Origin of the sequence: Catalinimonas locisalis (genome assembly GCF_038039535.1) — a bacterium.
GTDB lineage: Bacteria > Bacteroidota > Bacteroidia > Cytophagales > Cyclobacteriaceae > Catalinimonas.
Map to the genome: position 1 here is coordinate 316,247 of NZ_JBBPHP010000001.1, position 20,440 is coordinate 336,686.

General features: G+C 40.2%; 18 protein-coding genes. 10 read left to right on the forward strand and 8 right to left on the reverse strand.

Annotation, left to right across the window (positions count from 1 at the left end; translation table 11 throughout):
• Positions 1 to 261 precede the first annotated feature (261 nt).
• A complete protein-coding gene (carB, locus tag WJR50_RS01420) occupies positions 262 to 3,075 on the forward strand; it encodes a carbamoyl-phosphate synthase large subunit (protein ID WP_341291423.1) in 2,814 nt (937 codons plus the stop codon).
• 200 nt (positions 3,076 to 3,275) lie between these two features.
• On the forward strand, positions 3,276 to 3,569 hold the full coding sequence (locus WJR50_RS01425) for a DUF4834 family protein (RefSeq protein WP_341291424.1): 294 nt from the start codon (positions 3,276 to 3,278) through the stop codon (positions 3,567 to 3,569).
• Positions 3,570 to 3,619: 50 nt separating this feature from the next.
• Here WJR50_RS01425 and WJR50_RS01430 read toward each other — a convergent pair whose 3' ends face one another.
• The gene (locus WJR50_RS01430; RefSeq protein ID WP_341291425.1) at positions 3,620 to 4,498 is read right to left on the reverse strand and encodes a DMT family transporter; all 879 of its coding nucleotides are present in this window, start codon (positions 4,496 to 4,498) and stop codon (positions 3,620 to 3,622) included.
• Positions 4,499 to 4,818: 320 nt separating this feature from the next.
• Between WJR50_RS01430 and WJR50_RS01435 the strand changes: the two genes are divergently transcribed.
• Together WJR50_RS01435 and WJR50_RS01440 are read left to right on the forward strand one after the other, a co-directional pair.
• Positions 4,819 to 5,451, forward strand: coding sequence for a peroxiredoxin family protein (locus tag WJR50_RS01435; RefSeq protein WP_341291426.1), 633 nt, complete (start codon positions 4,819 to 4,821; stop codon positions 5,449 to 5,451).
• Between the two features lie 2 nt (positions 5,452 to 5,453).
• Complete coding sequence (locus WJR50_RS01440; RefSeq protein WP_341291427.1) at positions 5,454 to 6,866, forward strand: GAF domain-containing protein; 1,413 nt, start codon at positions 5,454 to 5,456, stop codon at positions 6,864 to 6,866.
• A gap of 20 nt (positions 6,867 to 6,886) precedes the next feature.
• Here WJR50_RS01440 and WJR50_RS01445 read toward each other — a convergent pair whose 3' ends face one another.
• The 5 genes from WJR50_RS01445 to WJR50_RS01465 form a co-directional block, all read right to left on the reverse strand.
• Positions 6,887 to 7,684 carry an inositol monophosphatase family protein gene (locus WJR50_RS01445; RefSeq protein ID WP_341291428.1) on the reverse strand — a complete coding sequence of 266 codons (798 nt, stop codon included), beginning with the start codon at positions 7,682 to 7,684 and terminating at the stop codon, positions 6,887 to 6,889.
• A gap of 9 nt (positions 7,685 to 7,693) precedes the next feature.
• The gene (lnt, locus tag WJR50_RS01450; RefSeq protein ID WP_341291429.1) at positions 7,694 to 9,346 is read right to left on the reverse strand and encodes an apolipoprotein N-acyltransferase; all 1,653 of its coding nucleotides are present in this window, start codon (positions 9,344 to 9,346) and stop codon (positions 7,694 to 7,696) included.
• Positions 9,318 to 9,998 carry a 16S rRNA (cytidine(1402)-2'-O)-methyltransferase gene (gene rsmI, locus WJR50_RS01455; RefSeq protein WP_341291430.1) on the reverse strand — a complete coding sequence of 227 codons (681 nt, stop codon included), beginning with the start codon at positions 9,996 to 9,998 and terminating at the stop codon, positions 9,318 to 9,320. The genes lnt and rsmI overlap by 29 nt, the downstream gene beginning before the upstream one ends.
• 84 nt (positions 9,999 to 10,082) lie before the next feature.
• On the reverse strand, positions 10,083 to 10,313 hold the full coding sequence (locus WJR50_RS01460; protein WP_341291431.1) for a 4a-hydroxytetrahydrobiopterin dehydratase: 231 nt from the start codon (positions 10,311 to 10,313) through the stop codon (positions 10,083 to 10,085).
• A gap of 120 nt (positions 10,314 to 10,433) precedes the next feature.
• Positions 10,434 to 10,700, reverse strand: a complete 267-nt coding sequence (locus WJR50_RS01465) for a DUF493 family protein (RefSeq protein WP_341291432.1) — start codon at positions 10,698 to 10,700, stop codon at positions 10,434 to 10,436.
• 544 nt (positions 10,701 to 11,244) lie between these two features.
• Here WJR50_RS01465 and WJR50_RS01470 point away from each other — a divergent pair.
• The 5 genes from WJR50_RS01470 (at position 11,245) to rny (ending at position 17,052) form a co-directional block, all read left to right on the forward strand.
• Positions 11,245 to 11,838 carry a T9SS type A sorting domain-containing protein gene (locus WJR50_RS01470; RefSeq protein ID WP_341291433.1) on the forward strand — a complete coding sequence of 198 codons (594 nt, stop codon included), beginning with the start codon at positions 11,245 to 11,247 and terminating at the stop codon, positions 11,836 to 11,838.
• A 308-nt stretch (positions 11,839 to 12,146) separates the two neighbouring features.
• Positions 12,147 to 14,570, forward strand: a complete 2,424-nt coding sequence (pheT, locus tag WJR50_RS01475) for a phenylalanine--tRNA ligase subunit beta (RefSeq protein WP_341291434.1) — start codon at positions 12,147 to 12,149, stop codon at positions 14,568 to 14,570.
• A 126-nt stretch (positions 14,571 to 14,696) separates the two neighbouring features.
• On the forward strand, positions 14,697 to 14,993 hold the full coding sequence (locus WJR50_RS01480) for a hypothetical protein (RefSeq protein WP_341291435.1): 297 nt from the start codon (positions 14,697 to 14,699) through the stop codon (positions 14,991 to 14,993).
• A 15-nt stretch (positions 14,994 to 15,008) separates the two neighbouring features.
• Entirely contained in the window at positions 15,009 to 15,311 is a 303-nt protein-coding gene (locus WJR50_RS01485; RefSeq protein WP_341291436.1) for a cell division protein ZapA, read from the forward strand.
• Between the two features lie 130 nt (positions 15,312 to 15,441).
• Positions 15,442 to 17,052: a ribonuclease Y gene (gene rny, locus WJR50_RS01490; RefSeq protein ID WP_341291437.1), complete on the forward strand. Its 1,611-nt coding sequence runs from the start codon at positions 15,442 to 15,444 to the stop codon at positions 17,050 to 17,052.
• 82 nt (positions 17,053 to 17,134) lie between these two features.
• Here the strand turns inward: rny and WJR50_RS01495 are convergent, their stop codons facing one another.
• Both WJR50_RS01495 and WJR50_RS01500 read right to left on the reverse strand, forming a co-directional pair.
• Positions 17,135 to 18,178, reverse strand: a complete 1,044-nt coding sequence (locus tag WJR50_RS01495; protein WP_341291438.1) for an IS630 family transposase — start codon at positions 18,176 to 18,178, stop codon at positions 17,135 to 17,137.
• Positions 18,179 to 18,278: 100 nt separating this feature from the next.
• A complete protein-coding gene (locus WJR50_RS01500; protein ID WP_341291439.1) occupies positions 18,279 to 19,088 on the reverse strand; it encodes an XRE family transcriptional regulator in 810 nt (269 codons plus the stop codon).
• Positions 19,089 to 19,220: 132 nt separating this feature from the next.
• On the opposite strand from WJR50_RS01500, the gene WJR50_RS01505 reads away from it, so the two are divergent.
• Positions 19,221 to 20,402, forward strand: a complete 1,182-nt coding sequence (locus tag WJR50_RS01505) for a PAS domain-containing sensor histidine kinase (RefSeq protein WP_341291440.1) — start codon at positions 19,221 to 19,223, stop codon at positions 20,400 to 20,402.
• Positions 20,403 to 20,440: the final 38 nt, after the last annotated feature.

The window sequence follows — 20,440 nt, forward strand, 5'->3', positions numbered from 1 at the left end:
AATTAAATTTGGACAGAAGGCGTAATTTCAGGCGAACATACAAAGGAAAAATGGATAAAGCCACTTTAAGATTTCATTAATTGAGGTTTAAAGGATGTTTTATCAGCGCTTTCATTTATTTCCCGACTTTTATCTACTAAATTCGCAGCCAAATTGGCTTTAAGTGCTGAGGCTCAGTATTCCACTCATTGACGTTATCAGTGAAAATTGTGGTTACTGTAAACTTGAAATTTATAAACACAACTCATAAAATACCTATCCATGCCAAGAGATCATAGTATCAAATCAGTCCTTATTATTGGAAGTGGGCCTATCATTATCGGTCAGGCCTGCGAGTTTGATTATTCTGGCTCACAAGCAGCTCGTTCATTAAGGGAAGAAGGAATTGAGGTTACGCTAATCAATTCCAATCCTGCCACCATCATGACCGACCCTGTGACAGCAGATAACATATACCTGAGGCCGCTGGAGAAAAAATATATTATTGAGATACTTGAGAAGCATAATATAGATGCTGTACTCCCTACCATGGGAGGACAGACTGCGCTGAACCTGGCTATTGACTGTGAAAAAGCAGGTATCTGGAAAAAGTATAACACCAGACTGATTGGAGTGGATATCAATGCGATAGAGACTACTGAGGATAGAGAAAAGTTTCGCCTCAAAATGAAAGAGTTGAATGTGAATGTGTGTGAAGGGAACACTGCTACTTCATTTCTACAAGGTAAAGAGATAGCCCAACGCATTGGTTTTCCGCTAGTCATTCGTCCTTCTTATACATTAGGAGGTTATGGAGGAGGCTTTGTAGAAAAAGCTGAGGATTTTGAAAAAGCACTTACGCAGGGTCTGCATGCTTCTCCCATTCACGAAGTACTGATTGAGCAAAGTATATTGGGCTGGAAAGAATATGAAGTGGAATTGATACGCGACAATATTGGTAATATCATTATTGTCTGTTCTATCGAGAACTTTGACCCGATGGGCGTACATACCGGTGACTCTATCACCGTAGCGCCTGCTATGACATTGCCCGACACCGTATATCAGGAAATGCGTGATCTGGCTAAAAAAATGATCAATGGAATAGGCCAGTTTGCCGGAGGCTGTAATGTACAGTTTGCCGTAAATCCTGAAGATGATTCTATTGTAGGCATTGAGATCAATCCTCGTGTATCGCGTTCATCAGCACTGGCTTCCAAAGCTACCGGTTACCCTATAGCAAAGATAGCTGCCAAGCTGGCGATTGGTTATAATCTTGACGAACTGAAGAACCAGATTACTGGAAACACATCAGCTTTCTTTGAACCGGCCATTGACTATACCATCGTAAAAATTCCTCGCTGGAATTTTGAGAAGTTTGTAGGAGCAGATCATCGTCTCGGCTTGCAGATGAAAGCAGTGGGAGAGGTGATGGGTATTGGTCGTACTTTCCAGGAAGCCCTTCAGAAAGCCTGCCAGTCACTGGAAATTAAGCGTAATGGCTTGGGAGCTGATGGTAAAGAAGAAACCAATCAGAAAGTGATTCTGGAAAAACTGGAGCATCCTACCGGAGACCGCCTGTTCAGAATCTATGATGCATTCAAATTAGGCATTTCGTTTTCTACGATCCAGAAACTTACCAAGATTGACAAATGGTTCCTGGTTCAGATCGAGGAACTGATAGAGCTGGAGAAAGAAATAGAGCAGTATACGCTGGATACTTTGCCCAAAACCTTGATGATGACTGCTAAGCAGAAAGGTTACGCTGATCGGCAAATTGCCCACCTGCTACGTTGCTTGGAGAGCGAAGTACATGAGAAGCGTATAGAAATGGGTATCAAGCGGGTGTATAAGTTAGTAGATACCTGCGCGGCAGAATTTGAAGCTAATACTCCTTATTACTATTCCACTTTCCAGGAAGAAAATGAGTCCATTCCTTCCGATCGGAAAAAGATTGTAGTATTGGGTTCCGGTCCCAACCGCATAGGGCAGGGAATAGAGTTTGACTACAGTTGTGTACATGGGGTATTGGCCGCCAGAGAATGTGGCTATGAGACCATCATGATCAACTGTAATCCTGAAACTGTCTCTACCGACTTTGATGTGTCTGACAAGCTGTATTTTGAGCCGGTTTTCTGGGAGCATATTTATGATATTATTCAGCATGAAAAACCAGAGGGTGTTATTGTACAGCTTGGAGGGCAAACCGCTCTTAAACTTGCGGAGAAACTGGATCGCTACGGTATCAAAATTTTAGGAACTAGCTTTGAAGCACTTGACCTGGCCGAGGACAGAGGTCGTTTCTCTACTCTTTTGAAGGAGAATGATATTCCTTATCCTCGCTTTGGTACCATTACCGATGCTGAGTCTGCCCTTGAGTTATCTAAAGATATCGGCTTCCCTCTGCTGGTGCGCCCTTCTTACGTATTGGGTGGACAAAGTATGAAGATTGTAATTAACGAAAAAGAACTGGAAGAGCATGTGGTGGAAATTCTCAAAGACATGCCCGGTAATCAGATTCTGCTGGATCATTTTCTGGAAGGCGCAATTGAGGCTGAAGCGGATGCGATCTGTGATGGTGAAGAGGCTTACATCATTGGTATTATGCAGCATATTGAGCCGGCCGGTATCCACTCCGGGGATTCTTATGCAGTACTCCCTCCTTACAATCTGGGTGACTTTGTGATGCAGCAAATTGAGATGTATACCAAGAAGCTAGCCCTGGCGCTGGGAACAGTAGGGCTCATCAATATCCAGTTTGTAATCAAAGATGACAGAGTATATGTGATAGAAGCTAATCCAAGAGCATCACGTACAGTACCATTTATTTGTAAGGCGTACCAGGAGCCGTATGTTAACTATGCTACCAAACTCATGTTGGGTGAGAAGAAAGTGAAGGACTTTAAGTTCAATCCTGTGAAAAAGGGTTATGCTATCAAAGAGCCGGTTTTCTCTTTCAATAAATTCCCGAATGTAAATAAAGAACTGGGACCTGAAATGAAATCTACAGGAGAAGCCATTTACTTTATTGATGATTTGATGGACGATTATTTCCTTAAGATATACAGTGAGAGAAACCTGTACTTGAGTAGGTAAAGTAGAAGGAAATAAGTAGTAAAAGAGAGGTAGCCAATAAGTAAAGACGCGGAAAGCTATTCAGAAAAACTGATTTAGCATATTTCGCGTCTTTATCAGTCTACAGTACTAGAAAGTCTTTTTAAGACAGTGATGCGAAACTAATACTCCGGTATGTAAGTTTAAAATGTAGTATATTGTGAGGTAAAACGCTCGTAATTATGTTATTGAAAATCTTAGTATTCTTCTTCTTTCTATATTTACTTTTTAGAGTTGTCAATTTTTTCTTTAAAGTGATGCGTACAGTGTCTGGTGCCAAGCAGCAGGCAAAAAATTTTAATCGTCAGCGTCAGAATGGTTACAACGCCAGCTATGGACCAAAATCGCGTAAGTATAAGCAGCCTGCCGATGGCAATGTGAACATAGATTATATTCCTGAAGATGATAAGAAAAATGGCAAAGGTCCCCGCCATTTTAAAGGAGGTGAATATGTAGACTATGAAGAAGTCAAATGATTAAAAGACACTTTTGCAAGTAAACATGAAATCAAAACCCTGTAACTGATTCAGTTTTTCACTTTAGCCATTTTTTTAGTTGCCCTCTTCGTTTTACTCTGCTTATACCATAGGTTAAGCACTACTCCTAGAATAGCCACTCCCATTCCGGCATAAGTATATATATTATAAGTCTCGTCAAAAAACAGGTAGCCGAAGATTAGTGCATATACTATTCCTAGGTACCGAATAATACTCACCTTGGAGAGTTCTTCCATCTGTATGGATTTTGTCATAAAGAATTGCGCAAACTGAGTAAACAAGCCAATCGCAATCAATATTACCCAGTCCCAGGTCTGAGGCGCTTCCCAATGAAAAATAGAATAAACTCCTGTGATGGGGGTAGTGATTAGCGGAAAGTAAAAAATAATCACCAGCGGATGCTCATTAGTATTTAGTTTCCTGATAAAGTTTTGGGCTAACCCGGAGAAAAAAGTGGCAATAATTCCAATGATGAAGTAAAACGGAGTGATTCTACTATCAAAGCCTTGAACCATAACTACTCCACCAAAAGCGGCAAGGAAAAATAACCACTGTAAAGGATACACTTTTTCTCGTATGATAAACACTCCTAGTAAGGTGGTAAAGATAGGGGCCAGAAAACCTATAGTAACCGCGCTCGCCAGCGGGATGTGCTGTAAGGTTTCATAAAATAAGATAAGCGCAACAGCACCACTCATCCCTCTAAAAAGAAGATACTTCTGGTTATTACCCCAAACGGAAACATTTTGACGCCTGAGCATCAGGAAACTCAGCACTAAAGATATAATTGAGCGGAAGAAAACTACTTGAGTTGAAGGAATATGGGGTACAAGCTTAACCATGAGCCCCATGCACGAGAAAAAAAATACCGAGACGATCATGTACCAGACACCTCTGGAAAAAATCATGTAAATATATTAAATAAACCTAAAAAGCTAGTTGATGTGATACTCTGCTTGTAATAAGCATTTTCTATAGTGTAACGCTCACCTTATGGATAAGTTTATCGCTGTTACTAGATGTAAACCATTAAAAATTCCCTTTCACAATACCTTATTTTCAGTGCAAAAGGGCTCAGATGTACAAGTTTTCTATAATCTCTACTAGGCTCTTACACTTTTTTTCACAAAATAAAATCCAGTAAGCAGTTGATTTACGTACTATGTAATAATTGTACTTTAATTAAAAATAATATAATTTTTATTATATTTGCCTAAATCACATTATCATGAAAGATTCAGGAATAAGAACATATTTTACTTTAGTTTTTTTAACAGGCATCGTTTCCGTCATTGTGTATATATTTTGGAAAGAGCAGGCGGTTTATATGTTGCCTACTCCCAAGCCAACTGATCATCAGGAAATTTCTTTAGGTTCTAGACCTGCAATGGATGTAAGCCAACTTAATTTCAGCGAGAATAGAAAACCTGTTTTTCTGCACTTTTATAATCCTGACTGCCCGTGTTCCCGCTTTAATCTGACACAGTTCAAAGAGATGGTCAGCCAGCATCAGGACTCAGTTGACTTTTATGTAATCTTACACCAGTCAGATAAGTCTCAAAGAGAGGTGGAATCTGAGTTTGAGGTTCCGGTAATTCGTGATGATGATGGGAAGATTGCCGACGCTTATGGTGTCTATGCTACTCCCCAGGCATTAATTTTAAATGGTAGTGGGACAATATATTACCGAGGTAATTACAATAAAGCAAGATACTGTACAAGCAGAGATACCCGCTTTGCAGAATTAGCGCTTAAAGCTTTGGTTAATAAGCAGCCTTTACCTCAGTTTGTAGAGATGGCCAGTATTAGCTATGGATGCTCGCTGCCCTCTGATAAAAAGTCAACATCTTTCTTTTTCTAAAAATGAGTGAACAAAAGAGCTTACATTCAAAAGCAGATTATTCTTTCAAAGAAGTAAATCAGCAGTCAAATAAAGTTATCCAGATCGCTTTAGGCCTGTATTTTATTTGGGGTTTGGGATTAGCCTCTGTTTATGATACTTGGTTTATCGCCCTGAGCGTAGGCCCCTTATGTTTATTGCTATATTATGTGCCTTTATGGTTTCTTCCCGAGAGGAAGCTTCACCATTATATGGCAGGAGTTTCATTCTCCATTTTCATGGCTCAGTTTATTTATCAGATGCATGGGCTTTTTGAGATGCACTTCTTTGCCTTTATCGGAGTCATATTACTGATCACTTACCAAGACTGGAAAATATTTATTCCTGCCACCTTGTTTATTGTGATTCACCACGGAACCTTTGCATACCTGCAATACGCAGGTATGGAAGAAATCTATTTCACGCAATTGGCTTTCATGGATCTCAATACTTTTATAATTCATGTCAGTTTGGCTGCAGTGATTATTGGCTTATGTGCGTTTTGGGCATACGATTTTGGGAAAAAATCTAAAGTAATGATAGAAGGGAGAGTGCAGATTGAGGAACAACTAAAACTGGCAGATAAAAATGTAAGTATTGCTGCTGAAATCGCTGAGGGAAATCTTAATCTTGAAATTGATGAGAGTCAGACCTCTGATAAATTGGGACAGGCATTATTTCACATGTTGGAAAAATTGCGTGAAGCAGACCAAAGAGAGAGACTGGAAAAATTTATTAATCAAGGAATCACCGGTATTCATGATATTCTTAGAAAGAAGGAACTCTCCCTTAATGAGGCTTCTGATGCAGTGTTGCAGTATCTAGTAAGATACGTAAGTGCCAACCAGGGTTCGCTATTTGTACATAAACCGCAAACCAAGACGCTGGAACTCTTAAGCTGCTATGCATATGACAAGAAAAAATATGTAGAAAAAGAATTGGCTTATGGCCAGGGTTTAGTAGGTCAAACTTTTCTGGAAAAAGAAACTATTCTCTTGAAAGAGGTACCTGAGTCTTATGTGCGCATTACCTCCGGGCTGGGTGCAGCTACGCCACGTTTTCTGATCCTAGTGCCCCTTAAAGTAAATGAGACTGTGGTTGGAGTGTTTGAGCTGGCTTTCTTTAAAGCAATTACGGATGATATAATTCAGCTTCTAGAACTCTCAGCAGAGCATATCGGGTCTGAAATTTTAGCTGCTCAAAAAGCAGAAGAGATGAAAAATCTGCTTGAGCAAAGCCAGGAACACACAGAGCAAATGCGTGCACAGGAAGAAGAGATGAGACAAAATATGGAAGAGCTACAAGCTACTCAGGAAGAGCTGGCAAGAAAAGAAAATGAGTATCTGGCCGAAATTGCAGCGCTGAAAAGCCAGGTCGGAGAATTAAAGCAAGTTTAGCACCTTACTCACGTGTCTGCTTAGCCGGAGTGCCAATGCCTATTTACTACTTCAACAAAGGCGGGGTGAATGGCACATCCCGCTACCAGTTCTCTCCCAAAAATAAAATCTGAGCTGGATGTGAAAGTAGTAACTCTTCCTCCGGCCTGCTGTACTATAAAACCTCCGGCGGCCACATCCCAGGGCTTTAAGTTATATTCAAAAAAACCTTCAAAACGACCGCAGGCTACATAGGCCAGGTCTATTGCAGCACTACCCATCCGGCGTAGACCATGGGTTTTTTGCATAAGCTCCTCCACAATCTTAATGTAAGCGGGTACATTCTGTAGCTTAGAGTATGGAAAGCCTGTTGCAATAAGGCTTTCTTCTAGTTTTTGAACCGGAGATACGTAAATTTCTTTTGCGTTTAAAAAAGCTTTATCGCCTTTAATAGAATAAAACATTTCATCACGATTGGGTTCATAGATTACCCCCAAAACTACTTCGTCCCCTTCCATTAGTGCTACGCTGATAGAATAGAGGGGAATACCGTGTACATAGTTTGTTGTGCCATCTACCGGATCTATTATCCAGTTGTACTGTTCTGCTTTGCCCTTTTCAGCCGTTCCCTCTTCGGTGATAAAACCAGCTTCTGTAACAATATTTCCTAAACCAGCCACTAAAAGCTTTTCCGCCTCTTTGTCTACATAAGAAACCAAATCATTTTTGCCCTTATACTCAATGGAAGAATGACTAAATTTCTGTGCTTCAGTATGAATAAAATTTCCTGTTTCTTTGACTACTTCTAGTGTCTCTTTAAGCGTAACGTATAAATCCATGGTAAAAAATTAGGCGTTTTTCAAAAGTTGACGTTTGACTACTGCTGCCAAAAATACAAAAACCGAAAGCCATGCTGTAGTTCTGGCAATATAATCTCCATAACGGGCGTAAAAGGTGAGTTGTTCTGACACCATAATAGTACCGCGAATTACATCCTGCTCCCAATATCGGGTAGCTTGCAGTATATCTCCCCGCTGATTGATAAATGCAGAAATTCCCGTATTGGCAGAGCGAGCAATACTACGTCTAAGCTCAATAGCTCTTAGCGTAGCGTAAGCCAGGTGCTGCTTATGTCCGGGGGTGTTACCCCACCACCCATCATTAGTGATAATAAAAATTGCATTAGCATCATTACGGATATATTCTGCCATAAAATCACCATAAATGGACTCGTAGCATATAGCAGGAGCAATGCCCACACCTTCATTATTTTCCAGAACTGTACGCTCATTTTGCCTTCCAAACCCACCAGAGGTTCCCCCCAGGCTAAAAAGTAAGTCGGAAACAAAACCAAGTGCCTTAGGGTAAGGCATAATCTCTACACCGGGAACCAGCTTAGATTTGTGATAAAATGTCATTTCATTATCTTCATCCAAATAAAAAGCTGTGTTAAATACATCATAATAGCCCACATCTTCGCGATAACGGGCAGTGGGTGTAGATTCTTGTGCATTCTCATATAGCACAAAAGTTGTCATACCCGTGATGAGGGCAAGCTGAGGATATTGAGCTTTAAATTTTTTGATCCTTTGAATCAACTCGTTACTGTTGATAGTCTCTTCATTATAAATACCATCAAAGGCAGTTTCAGGCCATACCAAGAAGCGGGTTTGAGGTGTGATTTTCTGTTCGGAAAGCCTGATGAAAATTTCTAATTGCTCCTCAAAAGGAATGAAATCATCTGAGCCGATAAACTTTTCAGTAAAGGGATCAATATTGGGCTGCAACACCACTACTTCTTTGTCTTCTCCTTTACTTTCATAATTAGCATAACGAATATATGAGTAAATGATAGGAATGAGTAGCCAGAAAAGGGTAAGTACAAAACTTCTCCAGCGAAACTGCCGGTTCTGAATAGCCCGGTCTTTAAGAAAGACGAAGAAAAAAGCAATGTTAGCGAGCAGTATCCAGAGTGTACCCCCAAATACTCCTGTGAATTCATACCATTGTACCCATTCAGGAAAAGAGGCGAAGCCATTTCCCAGCGTAAGCCAGGGCCAGGAAATATCCCAGTTAAGATGGATATATTCAAAAGTGATCCAGTATAATACAAAGCCAAAATAGCCCCAGTTGGCTCCTGCAGATTTTTTGGTGATGCGAAACAGCACGAAAGGGATAGTCATCAATGCCGCGTTGGCGATAAGCATAAAAACAGCTCCCACTAAAGTGGAATGATACACCCACCAGGTAGTAGTAATATTCCAGAGAAGGGTAATCAGGTAAAGATATCCATAGAAAGTACGTGCAGGATGCCTATAATTTCCCCGGGCTATGTAATCTTCAATGGCAAAAAGAGGAGCAATTGTGAAGAATAATAAAAATGGAAGAGGTTTTACCGGCCAGCCCAGCCAGAATAAAAGACCACTGATAAGAGATAAAATCAGTAACTCATACCTCTTTTTGATAGCTGGCTTATTGTTTTCCTTCAACGACGATGACAATTTCTCCTTTAATTTTAGTTTCGGAATAATGCTGTACCAATTCGGCAAGGGATCCATTAATAGTCTCCTCGTGCAATTTGGTTAACTCTCTGGAAACAGAAGCGTTGCGTTCTTCACCAAAATAATCTGCAAATTGCTGAAGACTTTTTAACAAGCGATGAGGTGATTCATAGAAAATCATGGTGCGAGTTTCTTCACTTAGTTGCTGCAGTTTTGTTTGTCTGCCTTTTTTGTGAGGAAGAAAACCTTCAAAAGTAAAACGATCAGCAGGTAGCCCGGATTTAACCAGGGCGGGGATAAATGCAGTAGCACCGGGCAGACATTCTACTTCTATCGCATGTGCCAGGCATTCTCTTACCAGCAGAAAGCCCGGATCTGAGATGGCCGGAGTTCCGGCATCGGTAATTAAGGCCATCCTTTCACCTGCCTTTAGCCTTTCTACCAGTTTATCCAGTGTACGGTGCTCATTAAAAGCATGATAACTTTGTTGCTTGGTGGCAATACTGTAGTGTTTCAGCAAGATTCCTGACTTACGGGTATCTTCAGCCAGGATAGTATCTACCTCTTTGAGGATACGCAGGGCGCGAAGGCTAATATCCTCGAGATTACCAATTGGGGTTGGGACTAAAAAAAGGGATGCGTTTTCCTGCACAAAAAAAGTTGTTTAAAAGACACGAAAGTTTATGTAAAATTAAACGTAATCCTTCAAACAACTCAATAAATTGGCAATAAACTATCAGGTGAGCTTGTCAATAGCTTCTGCCAGTTTGTGGTCTTTTTCAGTTACCTTATCTCCGGCATCGTGCGTGCTCAGTTCAAAGCTCACAGTATTGTAAGTATTACTCCAGTTAGGATGATGGTTCATTTTCTCTGCTACAATAGCCACCTTAGACATAAAGCCAAAAGCTGACACAAAATCTTTGAACTCAAAAGTTTTCTTTAGCTTGTTATCTTCTTCTTTCCACATAGGTTAAAAAGTTTTTGTGTATTTATAGTCTAACACTGCAAGGCATGCTATGTTTATTTTAGAGTCTTACCTAAAACTGTACTTTTTCAAAACCACTAATATTACAAAAAGCCACCGGTACTATAATGCCAATACGCCATCAATCTTATCGGCTTCTACATATTTTTCCATCACAGCATCACTAGAGCCCATCATTACTTTTGCAGTAACGCTTATATAGTTTCCATTACTGGATTCCTTAGTAGTAAGTTTATTCTTAGGAAAAAGCGCAAATACTTCATCTTCTTTTCCGCGGGGTACGATAAACTTAAACATATATAGAGACGGCCATTTGTGTGCTCCGTCCAGTTTTTGCTTAAATGCTTCTAAATCTACTGTTCTTGCCATAGTTTCAATATAAATATTTAATAGCACTGATGAAACATATTCTCTAGCCTATTAATTCCGCTTGTTTGAGCGCTACATTTGCAGAAACAAGCAAGCAGAAAATAAGAGATAAACACAGAAAATATTCTAAATAAAGGTCTATTTACAAACAATTACTTGCTGTTATCGAGTATAAATTTCAGATTAATTTGCCTTAGCAGGATAAAAAGTGATGTTGAAAGGTAGGGAAGGCGGGAAAAAAGTACTTTTTTTTATAAAAAAGAGTACAAATAGCATAATTACAAAATTCATAATTTACCTGCCCCAAAATTGCTATTTTATTGAACCAAATGGTTTAAAACAGTTCAGTTTTATACTTCAATAAGTTGATTTGCGGTTTTATTCAAAAAAACTCCTATTTCGTTGATAATTTTTCAATGAAATAAGAGTTTTTTGATTTAATGTGTAACGAAAATTTAAAAACCTTCGTAAATTTGTAGTGTAAACCGAAATCAAAATTATTAAAAACGAATTGAAAGTTTTTAACCACGAAAAGAGTAGAATCATGAAAACAATGAAAATCGCAATTTTGGCAATGGCTGCTTTGTTTACAGTAAATACTGCAACACTCGCAGCTGACGAGGTAGACGCACTTATCAGTGTACGTCAGGTGAAGTCTTCTGAAAAGAAAGCTTTTATCCGTGTAACAAACCTTTCTAATGAAGCTTCTGCTGTACTTAGAATTAAAGACATGGACGGTAAAACTTTGCACCGTGAGGTGATCGCTGACCAGTCTTACATGAAGAAGTACGACTTCTCTAACTTACCAAGTGGTGAGTATGAAGTAGAAGTAAGAACTAAGAATGGTATTTCTAAAGAAGTTTTCCAAATCTCAGCCGGACAAACTAATGCTGTATACTTTAAGCCAGCTATCCAGGTAGAGCCTGAAATGGTAAAAGTTGCATTCTTAAACAGAGTAAACTCTCCTGTTTCTCTGAAGCTTTATAACCAAGACGGTAAAGTGCTTTATGAAGAAAGCGTAGCTTCTCAGGCAACTTACTCTAAAGGATTGAACGTAGCTAAATTACTTCCCGGACAGTACTCTCTGGCTATCGTAGGTGATAACTACACTTACTCAAGAAGTATTGATCTGAAGTAATTACTTAAAGTAATATTCTAAAAAACATTGAGGTGCAGGCGTAAGCTTGCACCTTTTTTTGTTTTAGCACATTTTCCCATCAATAAATAAGGCTATCTGGCTGAGATGTAGCCAAATATGTTAAAAATATAGCTAAGCTTTCGTGTCATACCCACCTAAATGTTTAATTTTGCTTTCTTATTTGGAATTCTATTTTCGGAATTTCAAAATAAAGTTTTCAGAAGTAATTCTGGAGAAATAGCTGTGCATAACTGAAGCTCAGCTTTTTTATTTTTTATAACCGTACGACAAAGAAAGATTAATTAGAGATGAAAATATCTGTCAATTGGCTGAAAGACTATATCAACTTTGAGCATAATACGGAAGAAATAGGCCACAAGCTTACGATGTCTGGGCTGGAAGTGGAAGGAATAGAAGCATATGAGCAGGTAGAAGGAGGGCTCAAGGGTTTGGTAATAGGCGAAGTACTTACTGCTGAAGCGCACCCTAATGCAGACCGTCTGAAAAAAACAACTGTAGATATTGGCAATGGAGAGGTAAAACCTATTGTCTGCGGGGCTCCTAACGTAGAGGCTGGCCAAAAAGTAGTGGTAGCCACTGTAGGAGCAAAACTGTTTCCGGAAGAAGGAGATGCTTTTGAAATTAAAAAAGCAAAAATCAGGGGAGAAGTATCGGAAGGTATGATCTGTGCCGAAGATGAGATTGGGCTTGGTTCTTCTCATGAAGGCATTATGGTGCTGGATACAGATTTACCTAATGGAACGCCTGCTGCCCAGTATTTTGACATTTACGAAGATCAGGTACTGGAAATCGGTCTGACCCCTAACCGGGCAGATGCCGCTTCGCACATAGGCGTAGCCCGAGATCTTAAAGCTTTGTTGCGCAAAGAGCTTCAGTGGCCATCGGTAGATAGTTTTGCAATAGACAATCAGGACTTTCCGGTGCAGGTAGAAGTTGAAAATATGGAGGCCTGCCCGCGCTACTCAGGTGTTACCATTAGCGGGCTTACAATCAAAGAATCTCCTAACTGGCTACAGCAGCGTTTGCAGGCTATCGGTTTGACGCCCATCAACAATGTGGTAGACATTACTAACTTTGTAGTGCATGAGTTAGGCCAACCCCTCCATGCTTTTGATGCGGATGCCATCACCGGAAATAAAGTAGTGGTAAAAACTCTGCCCGCCGGAAGCAAATTCACTACACTGGATGAAAAAGAACGCAAATTACAAGCAGAAGACCTGATGATTTGTAATGCTGAGGAGGGAATGTGTATTGCCGGGGTATTTGGAGGTATTAAATCAGGCGTAAAAAAGAGTACAAAAAATATATTTCTGGAAAGCGCCTACTTTTCGCCGGAGTATATCCGCAGAACAGCCCAGCATCATATGCTTAAGACTGATGCATCCTTCCGGTATGAGCGTGGAACAGATCCAAGGATCACGGTATATGCCCTGAAACGAGCTGCTCTGATGATCAAAGAGCTTGCCGGAGGAAGTATCTCATCAGAAATCGTGGATATTTACCCCAAAGCTGCCGAGGATTTTCGTGTAAAAATGGCCTACAAAAATATTGACCGCCTGATTGGGAAACGCCTTGATCGCGATGAGATCAAATCCATTCTGGAGCACCTTGACATTGGTGTTGAAGAGGAACATGAGCAGGGATTTACTGCTGTTGTGCCTCCTTATCGGGTAGATGTACAACGGGAAGCGGATGTTATTGAAGAAATTTTGCGGATTCATGGCTATGATGAAGTAGAAACTTCCGATCACTTAAGCGCAGATTTTCTCTCCAGTTTTCCCGAAATGGATTCGGACAAATTACAGGCTCGCATCAGTGAAATGATGGTAGGGAATGGGTATTATGAAATAATTACAAACTCACTTACAAAACCTGCTTATGCTGAAGCATTGCATAAAGGAGCACACTCAGTAGAAGTGTTGAACAAGCTAAGCGAAGATCTGGGTGTAATGCGTCAGAGCCTCATATTTAGTGGCTTAGAGGTAATGGCTTATAATATTAGCCACCGAAAGAAGAATCTGAAGTTTTTTGAATTTGGTAAAACTTATCAAAAATCAGAAGGCAAGTATTTGGAAAAAAGACAATTGGCCATTTTTATGAGTGGACAACAACAAGCTGAGAGCTGGCAGGCTAACAGTACAGAAGTATCTTTTCACAATTTGTCTTCGATAATTAGAAAAATATTTAATAGGTTTGATATAGTCGACCCTGCGCAAAAGGTAGTGGATGACCCCAGGTTTAGCTACGGTTTGGATTATCAGCTGAACGGGGAGTCCATCGCCCAGGCCGGATTGCTACATCCTAAGCTGGCAGCACTGGCTGGTGTAAAACAATCTGTGTTTTTTGCGAGCTTAGACTGGCCCGCCCTGTTGGAAAAAGTGAGAAAAGTTAGTGCTAAAGAAAGATTGATCTATCAGGAAATATCCAAATTTCCTGAAGTAAGGAGAGACCTATCTTTGGTATTGGACAAACAACTAGGCTTCAGTCAGGTTGAGTCAGTAGCAAAAAAATACAGCAATACTCTGGTCAAAGATATTAACGTATTTGATATCTATGAAGGAGAAAGTATAGGGGCAGGCAAAAAAGCTTATGCACTTAGTTTTGTACTGCAAGATGCGGAAAAGACACTTACTGACAAAGTGATAGACAAGACGATGAACAAGCTAATGAAGGTCTTTGAAAAGGAGTTGGGTGCTGTAATTAGAAAATAATACTTGCTATTCTTAGCAGGATGTATAAGTTAAATATCTGATCCTGATCGTAGAAGTTACGGTTTTAGTTGAGGATTTTAACTTGAGTGAAATACTAACCATAACCAAAAGTAGCAATAGCTATTTATGAATCAGAAAAAACTGGTCACTGAGATTTCTGTCTTAGAACGGAAGGTCGAGCTGCTGGTAAGCCAGCACAACGCCCTGAAGGATGAGCTTAAGCAGCTGAGAGAGGAAAACAAGATGCTCAGATCAGTTGTAGATGAAAAAAATGAGCAAATTGATCATTTTCAAAAGACATTAAAATTAAGTAAAATTGTAAACAACGCAGTAGCAGATCAAGACGATACTACTGAAATAAAGCGTACGATTAACGAGTACATCAGGAAAATTGATAAATGTATTGCTCAACTAAGTCAATAAATTGCGGAATATCTAATGGGTGAACTTTCAATAAAGATAAGAATAGGTGACCGAGAATACCCCATGAAGATTGAGGCGGATGAGGAGGAGCAAATTAGAAAAGCCGGGCGAATGGTCAACGAACAGTTGCGTAAGTATAAAGATCGCTTTGGTACTAATGATAAACAGGATTTGCTGGCAATGGTTGCCTTTGATGCTTTCATGGAAAAAATAGACTATGAGAGAAAACTTTCTGATACGGAAGAGAGGGTTTCAGACAAGTTGGGTAATCTTAATAAGCTAATTAGTCGCGCCCTTACGCCCGAGCGTAGTGTTTAACATCACAAAGCTTGTATTTTATCAAATCTACTTATCACTTATCTGTATAACTGAACTTGTTAATATTTTCGCTCATCAGTAGTTAAGCTGCTATTGTAAATAGTGGTACTTTTTAACAAAACTCGGAAAAATGAGTGAAATGATATTTCTACTGTTAGCCGTAGCCATTGGGTCGCTGGGCGCAGGTATATTCATCGGCAAAGGCCTTTCTAATAAATCCAACCTAGATCAGGAAAGACAACTTCAAAGCAGAGAAGAGGCGGTAAAAGAAAAAGAGCAGAAGATTAAGGAAGAGGCAGATTTCATTATCCGCGAAGCAAAAATCAATGCGGAAAATATCAAAAAGGAAAAAATTTACGAAGCCAAGGAGAAATACCTGAAGCTAAAGTCTGACTTTGAAGAAGAAGCTAACCGTAAGAAAAACATACTGGTTACGAATGAGAATAAGCTAAAACAGCGGGAACAGCATCTGAGAGAGCAGATAGAAAAAGTGAAGACCCAGGAAGCTGAGCTTAAGTCTAAAGAAGAAATGCTGGAGTCTCAGCAAGAACTTGTAAGAAAGAAACAATCCGAACTAGATAAAATCAAGCAACAGCAGGTAAGCATATTGGAAAAGGCTGCCAGCCTTACCGCTGAAGAAGCCAAGCATCAACTTATGGAAAGCCTGGAAGCTGAAGCGCGCACCCAGGCATCAGCCCATATCAAAAATATCATTGAAGAAGCTAAGCTTTCAGCAACCAAAGAGGCTAAAAAAGTAGTATTAGAGACCATACAACGCACGGCTACTGAACATGCCATTGAAAACTGTGTTTCTGTTTTCAATATTGAAAGCGATGATATCAAAGGTAAAATTATCGGACGAGAGGGTAGAAATATCCGTGCTCTGGAAGCTGTCACTGGCGTAGAGATTATTGTAGACGATACACCAGAAGCCATTATTATTTCTGGTTTTGACCCTGTACGCAGAGAGATCGCCCGCCTTTCGCTGCACCGCCTCGTTACAGACGGTCGTATTCACCCTGCACGTATTGAGGAAGTGGTAGCCAAAACTACCAAAAACATGGAAGAAGAGATCATAGAAATTGGGGAACGTACAGCTATTGATTTAGGTATTCATGGTTTGCATCCCGAACTTATACGCATGGTAGGTCGTATGCGCTTCCGCTCTTCTTATGGACAAAATTTGTTGCAGCATTCTCGGGAAGTAGCTAACCTGGCGGCTACCATGGCTTCCGAACTTGGCCTTGCCCCCAAGCTTGCCAAACGGGCTGGTTTGCTTCATGATATCGGTAAGGTGTGGCCAGAAGAACCAGAGCTTCCCCATGCGCTATTAGGAATGAAGCTGGCTGAGAAGTATAATGAGCATCCGGAAGTATGTAATGCCATAGGTGCGCACCACGATGAAGTTGAGATGACCTCTATCATTTCACCCATCATTCAGGCCTGTGATGCGATTTCAGGATCGCGACCTGGGGCAAGACGAGAAGTAGTAGATTCTTATATTCAGCGTCTGAAAGATTTGGAATCTTTAGGGATGGATTTTGATGGAGTAAGCAAGTGCTATGCCATTCAGGCAGGACGAGAGCTGAGAGTAATCGTAGACGCTGAGCATGTAACTGATGATCAGGCAGGTACATTGTCTTATGAAATATCCCGCAAGATAGAAAAAGACATGCAGTACCCTGGTCAGGTTAAAGTGACAGTAATTCGCGAGATGCGCTCAATCAGCTACGCTAAGTAGAATTGAATTGGTAAAAGATTAAGAAGATAAGTTATTGCTAACCGATATGGCTAAAAACATGTCGGTTTTTTTTATTTATACTTCATGGCGCATAGATTCGTGAATTGTTAAAGGTTTGGAATTTGAGGGTCAACAGCGATTTGAGTTCATTTTGATATGTATCTATGTGTTCAAAGAAGCTTGTCACCGCATAATGAAAATGAGTTGGATTTGGGTAGTATTGCCCGTATAACACTTTCTTTTTAGCCATTTTCCAGAGTCGCTCAATAAGATTAAGATTGGGCGAATACGGTGGAAGAAACAGCAGTTTGATATGGATGCTTTCGGCAAAAGCGATAACGGCTTTACAATGTTGATAGCGTGCGTTGTCTAATACAATGGTGATGGGTAAGCCAGGATACTGCTTTCTTAGCTGTCCTAAGAAAGCTATAATTACCTCAGCATTGATGTAGGTGGTGTTAATCAGCGTGGTAACTTGTTGATTGATTGCATTGAGTGCGCCTAGCACGTTGATGCGGTTTCTTCCTGCCCCTGAACGGATGAAGAGTCGCTTTACGCACCACATCATGCAACAGAAGTGGGATAGGACAAAGTGCGCGGCATCCATAAAGAGCAGCACTTTTTTTCCTTGCTGAGCGGCCCGAAGTTCTTCTTCAAAAGATCCTTCCAGCCACTGCTGTTGCTTTTCGGGATTAGCCTTACCGGGCAAATAACCGCATTTGCGATAAGTAAATCCATTCCGTTTTAAAAAGGCTTCTACACGACTGATGTCTCGCTTGATACCAGTAAGTTCCACGATGCGATGTCGGGCTTCAGCTAGACTCAACGGGGGGCGTTCGTTGAAGGAGGCAATCAGTACATCGGCATGGTCTTCCAAAACACTACGGTTCGTACCGTAGTGAGTGGTAGTGAGTTTGACCAACCCTTCGGCTTGATAGCTACCGATATACTGACCCACTTGATTAGCATGTACGTTCATACACCGACCGATCTGCTCGTTGGTCAGATCCATACGCGCTTTCAGATATACGCAGTGCAAACGTCGCTGTACGATCACTTGCTTGTATGAGAATCTTTCTGTATCTAGTTTTTGCATTTCAGCTTCGCTGATCTGTAGAGTAGGCATAGTTTGAATGCTTGGTCGCTTCAAATTTGCCGCTCCACGGAGGACTACTTTTTTTAAGTTTCTCAACTCATGAATTCATCCGCCACAAAGAATAACACTATTAGCTTTTATTTTTCTTTACCGGCTCCAGCTTACCATTTTCATGGACTTTCCCATCTAACTCAAGAGCTTCTTTTAGTACTTTCACAGTTTTTTCTAATTCATCTAGTCGTTGGGTAATGAGACTTTCATCAGCTGGCAACTTAGTTTCATTTAGAAAGGCGGTAGAGATTTTTCCTTTGATTTCCCAAATTTCAGTCACTTCACTATAAGTAAGCTTATATGTTTTGTACTTAGGGTTATCACTTTTGAGGAGAATGGAATCACCACCATCCTGAAATACCCGCTTAGCTACAATACCATCCTTGGCAATGATTACACATAGCCGATTATCCTGTATACTTTCAATTTTCTCAACGGCCTGGGTAATGACGATTTCGTTTTCAAAAAGAGAAGGATGCATACTATCTCCACTGATATTAAACATACGGAATGATCTTTCCTCAAAACCGGGAATACGGTAAGAGCCCAGTGTTTTTATATACTCAGCATCTTTACAATTCTCCGGATAACCAGCTTCAGCATCTTGCCCTACAAAAGGAATAAGCTGATCATAGCTTTTCTGAGCATTGGGAGGAGTGCCTTGTGCGGTATCAATTTTCTGATGAGCAAAGATTTCTCCCTGGCCAAAAAGCAACCAGTCAGGACGTAATTCAAAAGCTTTGATCAGACTGTACACTGTTGAAATAGAAAGGGTAGTTTTGCCACTCTCTATCTGAGAAAGCGCTGCCTGGGTAATGGAGATTTTATTGGCAAACTCTTTTTGAGAGAGACTTAGTAGCTTTCGTAAGCTTAAGATACGCTCTTCCATAACAGTATTAGATTTGTATTTGATGAAATATTAAATATTCTTATATTTCTGAGAGATATATAAGTTTACTTAAAATTAGGGTAAATAATCTATTTTTACGTTTATCCGCAAACATTTCCTGAAATAGTTTTAATGGAACAGTCAGAGTATCTTGAAGAACCTTACAAAGAGAGTAGCAAACAGTACCTCACCTATTTAAGAGATAAATTTAATGATAGTGGCCACGCCCTTCTGCCCAAAATACATCAGATCCCTCTTGCCATTTGTGTAAGTAATAAGGAAGGTATTTTGGAGCAAGTCAACGAAACATACTGTGAACTATACCAATATTCCAGAGACGAACTGATAGGACAGCATTTTACAAAAGTAGTACCCGAGCAAGATAAAACAAAGCTGATTCAACAACATGAAGCTTTTATGATCCACAAACATGAAATGGGTAATGAGTGGGAGGTACAGCGAAAAGATGGTAGCCAGATCGCTATTTATGCAAATGCTGCTTATGTTATCAGAAATGGAGAGCCTAAAAAAGTAACTTTCGTAGTAGATATCTCAGACACCAAAAAAACGGAGAAAGAGCTTAAAGAAACCATAAGTAAATTAAATACACTGGTTACTTCACAGGAACATGCCATGGAACTGCTATTGCACGATCTGCGTGGCCCGGTAAGTAATATACTTTCATTATCTGAATTTCTCTCGCATGAGAGTTTCTCTACTTCTCAGAAGACCGAGTTTGTTAAACGTCTACAACAGTCTGCCCAAAGAGCATTTGATCTCACAAACCGTTTGTATGGTATCATTCAGATTGAAAGCGACAAATATACCCCTAGCCTGGGGATTTTTGATCTGCACAAAATGATAGACGATATCTGGGCTGACCTGTCAATACTAGTGAGGGCAAAAGAACTTACTTTACAGAAACAAACAGACACAGGCAGCCAGGAAGAACTGATGCTCAATAGTGATGCTTTTCTGTTTAACATTATATTCTACAACCTTCTTAAGAATGCTGTGGAGGCTTCTCCCAAGTTCAAACAAGTGAGTGTTGAGCTTACGCAACAAAATGAATGGCTGAGTGTAGTAATCCATAATGAGGGAGAGATTCCTCAGGAAATACAGCAAAACTTTTTCCAAAAATATATCACCTCCGGAAAAGCCAAAGGTACAGGTCTGGGTACATATATGGTCAAAAAGACAGTTTCGCTTTTACAGGGAGGTATTGCTTTTAACAGTTCAGCAGGGGAGGGGACCTCTTTACATTTAAAATTTCCGATTGATATTATAGCATCTGAGAAGAACGGGAAAGCGTAATTGCCACAACATCAAGTTATGTATGGAATCTGAGTACG

What these genes read in the sequence shown, in the direction of transcription:
- WJR50_RS01465 (WP_341291432.1), bottom strand. Translation starts at nt 10,700, where the DNA reads ATGGCAAGAACAGTAGATTTAGAAGCATTTAAGCAAAAACTGGACGGA.
- WJR50_RS01480 (WP_341291435.1), top strand. Translation starts at nt 14,697, where the DNA reads ATGAATCAGAAAAAACTGGTCACTGAGATTTCTGTCTTAGAACGGAAG.
- WJR50_RS01495 (WP_341291438.1), bottom strand. Translation starts at nt 18,178, where the DNA reads ATGCCTACTCTACAGATCAGCGAAGCTGAAATGCAAAAACTAGATACA.
- WJR50_RS01470 (WP_341291433.1), top strand. Translation starts at nt 11,245, where the DNA reads ATGAAAACAATGAAAATCGCAATTTTGGCAATGGCTGCTTTGTTTACA.
- WJR50_RS01485 (WP_341291436.1), top strand. Translation starts at nt 15,009, where the DNA reads ATGGGTGAACTTTCAATAAAGATAAGAATAGGTGACCGAGAATACCCC.
- WJR50_RS01425 (WP_341291424.1), top strand. Translation starts at nt 3,276, where the DNA reads ATGTTATTGAAAATCTTAGTATTCTTCTTCTTTCTATATTTACTTTTT.
- carB (WP_341291423.1), top strand. Translation starts at nt 262, where the DNA reads ATGCCAAGAGATCATAGTATCAAATCAGTCCTTATTATTGGAAGTGGG.
- WJR50_RS01440 (WP_341291427.1), top strand. Translation starts at nt 5,454, where the DNA reads ATGAGTGAACAAAAGAGCTTACATTCAAAAGCAGATTATTCTTTCAAA.
- WJR50_RS01445 (WP_341291428.1), bottom strand. Translation starts at nt 7,684, where the DNA reads ATGGATTTATACGTTACGCTTAAAGAGACACTAGAAGTAGTCAAAGAA.
- WJR50_RS01505 (WP_341291440.1), top strand. Translation starts at nt 19,221, where the DNA reads ATGGAACAGTCAGAGTATCTTGAAGAACCTTACAAAGAGAGTAGCAAA.
- rny (WP_341291437.1), top strand. Translation starts at nt 15,442, where the DNA reads ATGAGTGAAATGATATTTCTACTGTTAGCCGTAGCCATTGGGTCGCTG.
- pheT (WP_341291434.1), top strand. Translation starts at nt 12,147, where the DNA reads ATGAAAATATCTGTCAATTGGCTGAAAGACTATATCAACTTTGAGCAT.
- WJR50_RS01435 (WP_341291426.1), top strand. Translation starts at nt 4,819, where the DNA reads ATGAAAGATTCAGGAATAAGAACATATTTTACTTTAGTTTTTTTAACA.
- WJR50_RS01460 (WP_341291431.1), bottom strand. Translation starts at nt 10,313, where the DNA reads ATGTGGAAAGAAGAAGATAACAAGCTAAAGAAAACTTTTGAGTTCAAA.
- WJR50_RS01500 (WP_341291439.1), bottom strand. Translation starts at nt 19,088, where the DNA reads ATGGAAGAGCGTATCTTAAGCTTACGAAAGCTACTAAGTCTCTCTCAA.
- WJR50_RS01430 (WP_341291425.1), bottom strand. Translation starts at nt 4,498, where the DNA reads ATGATTTTTTCCAGAGGTGTCTGGTACATGATCGTCTCGGTATTTTTT.